3 protein-coding genes are annotated in these 6,618 nt (G+C 70.0%); all 3 read right to left on the reverse strand.

Going from position 1 to position 6,618, the window contains the following annotated elements:
* Positions 1–664: 664 nt before the first annotated feature.
* Complete coding sequence (locus ABZV38_RS39115; RefSeq protein WP_356333586.1) at positions 665–1,054, reverse strand: hypothetical protein; 390 nt, start codon at positions 1,052–1,054, stop codon at positions 665–667.
* A 614-nt stretch (positions 1,055–1,668) separates the two neighbouring features.
* Entirely contained in the window at positions 1,669–1,896 is a 228-nt protein-coding gene (locus ABZV38_RS39120; protein WP_356333587.1) for a hypothetical protein, read from the reverse strand.
* An 88-nt stretch (positions 1,897–1,984) separates the two neighbouring features.
* Entirely contained in the window at positions 1,985–5,704 is a 3,720-nt protein-coding gene (locus tag ABZV38_RS39125) for a S8 family serine peptidase (RefSeq protein ID WP_356333589.1), read from the reverse strand.
* Positions 5,705–6,618: the final 914 nt, after the last annotated feature.

Genomic DNA, 6,618 nt, shown 5'->3' on the forward strand with positions numbered 1-6,618 from the left:
CGGCCGAGCTGCCGGATGTGAACATTCTCCGCGAGGTGATCAATGGCCTTCGGGCTGGAACCTCAGGTCCCAGTCTCCAGGTGTCCGTGATCAAGGGGAAGCTTCAACATGAGCCAGTACTGGTGGCGTGCGCAGACCCGCTGTTCGGGCGTCAGGTACCGGCGTGCGGGCACGAGGCGTCCCGTACGGGCGGCCGTGCAGCCTGGGCAGGCTGGTCCCCAGGCCTCGACTGCCTCCTCGCCGCGCAGCAACCGCCCGACCGGGCCCGCCCCGTACTTGCCGGACGGCTCTTCCCGCATCCAGGGGGGCAGCGCACGCTCCAGCACATGCAGGGGGACGCGGGGCCAGCGCGGACACGCGGGCACGGGCCTGGGCGTTGAGATGGATCTCGCTGTCCGGGTACACCATCCCGGTGAGGTTCTGCAGGCCGTCCACCTCGGTGACAGCTGTGAGTAGTTCTCTGATGCTCAGGTGGTAGCGGGCGGCGATCCTGGCCACGAACGACAGCGTCAGCTGCCCGCGCAGCGGCATTACCCGTCCCGCCGCACCTTCGGCCATGGCGGGCACGATCCCGCCGGCTGCTGCCCGACTGCCTCTCTTCTGCCCGCTCCTGGCTGTGTGGCCGTGTGTCGGCTTGCTGTGCTGGTGTGCCAAAGTGGGCGCCTCACTTCCGCCGGACGGGCCGGCTCGGCCGCGCCTGGGTTTCGGCGTATGCGTCGAGTTCCACCTCGCCCAACAATCCCTTCGTGATCCGCTCGGTGCCCTCGACGATGGCGACCAGCGCGGCTTCGCGGACGAGGTGAGAGAGGCTGCCGATACGTCCGCCGGTGCGGGCGTGGAGGTAGGCGGCGTGCTTGACCAGCGTTCCCGGCCGGTGCGACCGCAGCCGCAGCAGGCTTTCCATGGCCTGCACAAGGTCGTCCCAGACGGCCTTGTCCTGCTCGGTCGCGTAGGCGAGCGGGCGGTGACGGAAGATCTTGAAACGCCCGGCGATCTGTGCCCCGCGGACCCCGCTGAGCAGTGATGAGGTTTCGACATCGATGGCGGAGTACACGAAGGTGGCCGGGATGCGTTCGCCGAGGTACTTGAGCTGGTCGGAGGTTTCCGCCCCGGCGCGCCGCTGGGTTGTGTCGCCTCAATGAAAATGCATGTTGGTTGGCTTGTAGAAGCCTCTGACCTGCAGGGATGCAAAGTTTGAGAAACGAAATTATCTATACAAAGCGTGTGGGGGATTCTGAGATGAGGCTTCTGACCTGCAGGGATGCATGGAATGAAGGAGGCTGCAGTTCCATTGAGGCGACCTTCATTGCCCTCGCCGAAGACTACCGCCGTGCGCAGTACGACCGATGGTCACGCTGAGACGCCGACCCCCTGAGTGACGAGGCTGCGGCCACACGAGCCGAGTCCTATCGGCTCTACGTGGAGACATGCAGCAGCGCCTCCCGCCTCAAGCTCATCAGCGACCAGGTAGACGTGCAACAACGCGCGGATCAGGCCCACAGAGTGCTGGAACTCACCAGCGCGATCGTCCGGACTGACGACAGGGCAGACATGCTCCAGCGTGGCAGTGCAGCTCAGGAAGCATGCGATGCCTTCGTGGCCAGAGCCAACGCCGTGCTACACGGACAGCCTCCTCCCGAAGTGTCCGGGTAAGGCTCCCCCTGGGGCTCAGGCTGATCGGCCCAGTGGCGGCCGTCCGGCGGCGGGAACCCGGCCGTCCTGCAGCGCCCGCTCGTACGCAAGGGCGCGGCGACGGGCCCCGTCGCTCCCGGTGGCGGTTCGCTCGGCCTCCATGGCCGCCTCGCCGTCGGCGAAGGCCTCCTCAGGTTCGCGGTGTCGACGCAGGTCGGCTTCTTGCCGGGCGGCGGGTTCTCGGATCTCCTGGTCGGTCGACAACGCTACAACCGGGCGGTCGGCGAACGACGCCGACGGGCGGGGCCGCCGGCTGCGGCCCCGCCCGTGCGTGGTGCTGTGTGAGGTGACGTCAGCGCAGGCCGAAGGCCCGGGTGATGGTCTGCGAGACGTCGTTGCCGGCGCTGTCCCGGGCGGTGACCCGGAGGGTGGCGAAGCCGGCCGACTTGGGCGCGTGCAGGCCCGTGCGCCATCCGGCACCCTCGCGGGTCAGGTCGGCCCGCTGCCAGGTCTTCCCGTCGTCGTAGGAGACATCGAGGGACGGCTTCGCGATGGCGGCCGTCGTGCCGGGCAGGTGGGAGGCGGTCACCGTCAGGGTGGCGCGCCGGTCCGCCCGGCCGGCCTTGTCGGTGTCGACCCCGTAGTCGAGCTGGATCAGCGGCAGGGGCTCGGCCGCCTCGGCTCCGGTGGCGGCGGAGGTGAAGTTCCACTCGGTCAGGGTGTGCGTCGAGTACGGGTTGGCCCAGGCCGCCCGGTCGTTGTCGAGCACCAGCCGGTAGGGCAGCCGCTCCGGGGCGAGCCCGGTGACCGGCAAGTACTCGGCGTTGCCCCAGTCGAGCTGCCGGTCACCTTGGTAGAGCGACATCCAGTCCTTGACGTCGAAGTTGCCGCGGGCATCGCCGACATGGCCGGTGCCGGAGTCACCCCAGCCGGGCGCGGGGATGTAGACCCCGTCGAGGTAGCGCACCGGCTGAGAGGTCACCGGGCCCATCCGGGGCCGCTGGATCGGCCCGAACCAGCTGACCTTGCCGGTCTTCCCGGCCGGGTAGCGGAGGACGCCGATCGAGTGCTGCATGGTCTCGGAAGCGATGATCGCGTTTTCCACCCAGTCCGCATCGGCGGTGACCCAGTCGGTGCGCTCGCCCTGGGCGGGGGCCGTCACCTGGTTGGAGACCGCCCAGCCTCGCCAGACGTCGGTGCGGAACTCCATCGCCTTGCCGGGCCGGTAGTTGCGGAACGAGACGTCCACCCGGCCGAGGTCGCTCGGCTTCACCCGCCAGGTCGGGTCCGCGGGGACGGCGCCGGACCAGTGGTGCACCACGTCGTAGAGGTAGTCGGTGGTGGGATGGGAGGTGACCTTCACCTTGTCCTCGCCCCGCTGGAGCGCGTCGATCAGGTCGGCGCCCTGGTCGGCGTTGAGGGTCGCCACCGTGAGCGGGGCCGGGCTCTCGGGGCTCCAGGTGTTTTCGTCCCAGGGCTGCAGTCGGCCGATGCCGTCGTTGACGACCAGGAGCACCTGCGCGCCCGCGGCCGCGGCGGCCTCCGCCTGCGCCTGGATCCCGTGCGGGTCGCTGCCCCGCACCACCACGGCCTTGCCGCGTACATCGCGCCGGGCCATCTCCTCGGCGGAACCGTCACCGGCGTAGACCGCCGTCAGCGTCCGGGTGCCGGCCGGCAGCGGCGTGGCCGCGCGCTTGACGAGCGGGTCGGCGTAGGTCTCCGACTCGGTGCCCACGGTCAGTGCCGGCTGCTCGAGGCGGAAGCGGGCACCGAACTCGAACTCGCCGTCGGTGACGTTCTTGCCGGTCGGAAGCGCCCAGATGCTGTCGTAGGAGGGGTTGGGCAGCATGGAGGTCTCGAAGGAGCCGCCGCCGACCCACGTCCGCCGCACGTCCAGCCGCGGCGCGACGAGGGTGCCCTGCTTCGGCACGCGCGCCAGGATCTGCCGGGCCTTCCGCCCGTCCAGAGTGACGGTCCGGTCCTGGTCCAGCGTCACGTTGGCGAAGCCGAGCAGCGCCATACCCCGCGAGTGGGGCCCGTTGGCGCCCTGCACGTCGGCGGTGAGCCAACCGCTGTAGTCGCCGGCGGGCAGCCGCGTGGTGCCGGTGCCGGACCCGTCGAGCTCGACCGCCGTCAGGGTGTGCTCCGCGATGAGGATGGCGTAGCCCGAGAGCGGCTGGCCCAGCCGGTCCTTCGCGACGATGGTCAGGTTCTGCCGCTGCCCCTCCTTGGCGACGCCGATGAGGGTGCGGGCGCGGACCACGCCGCTGGCGTCCGTACCGGTGATCATGCCGCTGATCGCCTGGTCGGCCGGCAGCCGGTCCAGGTCCGCGGTCAGGGAGACCGTGGCGGTTTCGTGCGCGGGAATGGTCACCCGGCTGTCGGAGAGGGTGAACAGCCCCGCCGGGGCTGTGGAGTCGATCGCCAGGTCCAGACTGACCGGGGCGTCGCCGGTGTTGGTGTACGTCACCTTCCGGACGTCGGTCTCGCCCGGCTTCTGGGGCCACGCGTGGAAACCGGAGTAGGCACTGGCGGTCGCGAAGACCGAGGCGTGCACCGCCGCCGGGGCGTCGACCCGCCCACTGCCGGCCTCGTACGGGGTGTACGACGGGGTGGCCTTGGCGCTGCTGACGAGCGCCTCCTTCAACTGCTGACCGGTCCAGTCGGGGTGGGCGGCGGCCAGCAGAGCGGCGGTGCCGGCGACGTGGGGCGTCGCCATCGACGTGCCGCTCATCGTCGTGTAGTACCCGGAGCCCCCCTCCGCGTTGTACTGGGAGCGGGCCGCCAGGATGTCGACGCCCGGTGCGGTGATCTCGGGCTTCAGCCCGGCGTCGCCGCCGCGGGGGCCGGTGCTGGAGAAGCTGGCGAGGTGATCCGAGGAGTCGACGGCGCCAACGGTCAGCGCGGAGTCCGCGGCACCGGGGCTGCCGATGGATTGCGGGCCTCCGTTGCCCGCCGCGATGACGAACAGCGCGCCGGTCTCGCGGCTGAGCTGGTCAACCGCCTGGCTCATCGGGTCGGTGGCGTCGCCACCGCCGCCCAGGCTCATGCTGACGATCTTGGCCTGCTGGTCCCGGGCGGCCCATTCCATGCCCGCGATGATCCAGGACTCCTGGCCGCTGCCGCGGCCGTTGAGCACCTTGCCGATCTCCAGCCGGGCGCCGGGGGCGACGCCCCGCTCCTTTCCGTCGGAGGCGCTGCCGGTGCCGGCGATCGTCGAGGCGGTGTGGGTGCCGTGGCCGTGGTAGTCGGTGATCTCCGGCTCTTCCGGGATGAAGCTGGCGGTGGCGTCGACCTGCCCGGCGAGGTCGGGGTGTTCGGTGTCCACACCGGTGTCGAGCACCGCGACCTTGACGTCCTTGCCGGTGTCGCCTTCCGCCCAGACCTTCTGCGCGCCGATCTGGGCGGTCGAGTCGGCCAGGTCGGCCTTCACCTTGCCGTCGAGCCAGACCTTGGCGACACCGCCCGCGAAGGCGGGGTGCGCCGACCGGGCGGCCGAGCCGGATCCGCCGGTGAGCGCGGACCAGAACGCCGGAGCCTGCTTGCGGTTCTGCGCGACGGCCGCGCCCTGGATGCTGTCCAGCCGGCGGACGACGGTCGAGCCGGCCACCTTCGGCTGGGTCCGGGACCTCGCGGCGGCGGCGGTGTAACGGACGATGAGCGGCAGCCGGGAGGTGTGCGCGTCGTCGTAGCCGTCGGCGATCAGCCGGGTCACGTTGAACAGTTGCTTGTCCAGCTTCCCGGTGGTGACGTACGGCAGGACGGCGTCGGGATAGACGTACGTCGAGCCGTCGATGACGGCGCGGTGGAAACCTGTGGTGGTTCCGTTGACGCCTTCGAAGGACCGCACGGCGGTGCCGTCGGCGGCGGTGCCGATCGTCACCTTGTCGCCGGTGATCAGGGTGACGGTGTGCGTGCTGATGCCCCCGGGTGCCTGGTGGGCGGCGGTGGGCTGCACGGGACCGGCCGGGTCCGCGGATATCGCGGCGGTGGCCGGCATGACCCCGAGTGCCAGGGCGGCCACCACGACGAGCGTGATGGGCCCGGACCGGGGGATGGGAACCTTGGGCAAGGCGAACTCCTCAAGCGCTGCCAACAAGACTGGAAGGTCCTGATCCTCTTGCCGACCTTCTGCCTCGCTCAAGAGGCCGGTGCTGTCGTTCTTGTGACATGGCGCACTTGTGTCATCGGAGACGGGAACCCTTCGGGAGCGATGCGGGAGCGCGCGCATAACGGAGTACGGAATCTGAACCGTCGTCCCTGCCAGCTCCGGCGTGGTTCGCTGCTGGCCGTCGTCGCCCTGGCCGCCGGCGGGTCGTCCCCGCCCACGCGGGGATGGTTCCTTCGTCGGAGCCACGAACGTCCCGTAGGTCGAGTCGTCCCCGCCACGCGGGATGGTTCGACCCACGGCAGCCACGGCAAGACGCACGCCCAGTCGTCCCCGCCGGCGCGGGGGTGGTTCGGGAGTCCCGATGAGGGCACCACCCCGGGAGGGAATGTCGTCCCCGCCTGCGTTGGGGGGGGCGACCGGCAAGATTGGACTCGGCCCCAGCCCCGTTGTGCCCAGGGATGGTTCCACTACCCCTGCCGGGAACCACCCTGGTTACTCCGGCTTTGATGCCGTCAAGCCGACTGTCCCAAGGCTGGCTTCGTGTTTACGTGCACCCGGCCCTCCTGCGTGCGCGAGGCAATCGCACGACACGACGGACGAGTTGAACTCAACAGGCGCGGGCGCGTACAACAACGACAACAGGGCCTCCCGGCATTGCTCGGTTCGATTCCCATCCCCGAGCTACCGAGAGGCCCTGCCTTCATGCCCGCACCGCCGGAAGATCACCCGACCAGGACCCCTGTTCGACCTGCACGTTCCAAGACCGGTTGAGAAACGGCTTCTTAGCTTGGCGTTTATCCTCGGCGGGCTTGGTGTTCCTTGATTGACTCGGCGCGTTTGACCGTCTTGCCGACGTCGTGGCGCTTGGCCCGGTG

The sequence above is a fragment of the Streptomyces sp. NPDC005181 genome, from assembly GCF_040608395.1.
GTDB lineage: Bacteria > Actinomycetota > Actinomycetes > Streptomycetales > Streptomycetaceae > Streptomyces.